At 60.9% G+C, this 396-nt stretch carries 1 protein-coding gene; it reads left to right on the forward strand.

The window, feature by feature from the left end; translation table 11 throughout:
- Window positions 1-3: 3 nt before the first annotated feature.
- A partial coding sequence (locus tag EN906_RS15560) for a PAS-domain containing protein (protein ID WP_245484262.1) occupies window positions 4-396 on the forward strand: 393 nt, incomplete at its 3' end.

Below are 396 nucleotides of genomic sequence, written 5' to 3' on the forward strand. Positions count from 1 at the left end.
GGCATGGCCCGCTCCCGCCACATGGAAGACGAACTGCGCGAGCAGAACCAACGCTTTTCGGCTGCGGTCGAGAACATGTCGCACGGCCTGTGCATGTTCGACGCCGACGAGCGGATGATCATCTGCAACGGCAACTACCTGAACATCTTTTGCCTCGAAGCCAGCGTCATAAGGCCCGGCATCCGGTTCCTCGACATTCTGCGCCACAGCGTCGATATCGGCATCGCCTCGCAAACCGCCGACGAACTCTACGCCATCCGCAAGCCCTATATCGATCAGGCAAAGCCCTCGACCTATGAAGAAACACTGTCGGACGGCCGCATCGTCAGCATCTCGCACCGCCCTCTGGCTCTGGGCGGCTGGGTCTCGATCTACGAGGACATCACCGAGCAGCGC

Origin of the sequence: Mesorhizobium sp. M7A.F.Ca.CA.004.06.1.1, assembly GCF_003999135.1 — a bacterium.
Lineage (GTDB): Bacteria > Pseudomonadota > Alphaproteobacteria > Rhizobiales > Rhizobiaceae > Mesorhizobium.